The sequence below is a fragment of the Paraburkholderia sp. GAS348 genome, from assembly GCF_050434205.1.
GTDB lineage: Bacteria > Pseudomonadota > Gammaproteobacteria > Burkholderiales > Burkholderiaceae > Paraburkholderia.
Map to the genome: position 1 here is coordinate 1 of NZ_JBNPVT010000076.1, position 1,113 is coordinate 1,113.

Annotated in this window: 3 protein-coding genes; all 3 read left to right on the plus strand. The window is 57.1% G+C overall.

Features of this window, described 5'->3' with window-relative positions; translation table 11 throughout:
* The first annotated feature begins 214 nt into the window (after positions 1-214).
* Complete coding sequence (locus P3T22_RS33270; RefSeq protein ID WP_429327291.1) at positions 215-514, plus strand: hypothetical protein; 300 nt, start codon at positions 215-217, stop codon at positions 512-514.
* A gap of 62 nt (positions 515-576) precedes the next feature.
* Positions 577-819 carry a hypothetical protein gene (locus tag P3T22_RS33275; RefSeq protein ID WP_429327292.1) on the plus strand — a complete coding sequence of 81 codons (243 nt, stop codon included), beginning with the start codon at positions 577-579 and terminating at the stop codon, positions 817-819.
* Between the two features lie 61 nt (positions 820-880).
* The coding region (locus tag P3T22_RS33280; protein WP_429327293.1) for a hypothetical protein at positions 881-1,113 on the plus strand (233 nt) is incomplete at its 3' end.

Sequence of the window (1,113 nt, forward strand, 5' to 3'; positions counted from 1 at the left end):
TCCAAGGTAGCAATGCTTCGTCGTTTGGGTTACGTGTGAGACACATCATGAGCAACAGCAGTGCGCGACGGTGGCCGACACCGATACCACGGGAGCGAGTGAAGCCGCGCCGACGAGTGCCCGATTTTGCCGCCGCCTATGGCGATCATCACCCGCGTGGCTTGCCGATTGTCCCTACCCTTTCGAAGTTGCGGGAGAAGTCAGGGAGTGGAAAGTGACCGAACTGAACGAAGTCCTCGACCGGCTGATTGTCATTGATAGTGCGATCACGCTACTGGCCGAAAAATCCAACCCGGATGATCCGACAGCAGCACGGGCGATGCTGGACCTGCTGACGCAATCCGAAGCCCTGCTATTGGCGGCTGACCTTATCGTTGCTGGCGGACCTGACAGGGATTTTTTCGCACCACTGTTGGCGAAGACTTTTCAGGCCACGGCGACGGTGAAAGGACGCCTGGACAGAATTCAGGCACAGGCACTACTCGACGAAGCCGCAGCATCGACGATTCACTAAGCGCAGCTTTTTGGTTTGTCAAACGATTAGGTGTACTGCAATTGATTGCATAGGAGCAGGCCGTGAGCACCACTCTTGCGGAAGTTTCTGAAGCTGTATTTGAGGGCCGTGTTCCAGGTGGCCCGCAACGCGTGCGGATGGTGCAAGCCACGTTGCAAGCCGTGCATAACAAATTGCTAGAGCGGGCGATTGCCGACGACCCGGTAGAGGCAGACGATAATCTGCGATGCGCCAGCATGTGGCTACGGCATGCCGCTGACGACATTGACCGGTTGCTGGCAGATCGGGCGCGCGAAGTGAAGTAACACCCAGCAGCAGTACCAACATCAACACGCCATGGAGGGCACCAAAATGTAGGGGTGTGCCGTGGCTGTGAAATTGAATGGAAAGACGCTTGCGGCAAAGCCGCCGAAAGTAGAGCCGGTTAAGGTTGAGAAAGCCAAGCCAAATGCTAAGCGTCGCAATCCGACTAAGCGCGGTTACGCGGCCAAGACATTCGAGCGGCTGTTCGATTACGTAGCAGCGGGGCAAGACCTCACGACCGCCTGCAAAAATCCAGGTATGCCCACGCCGTGGACGGTGCGCCGTCGCATGGAAGT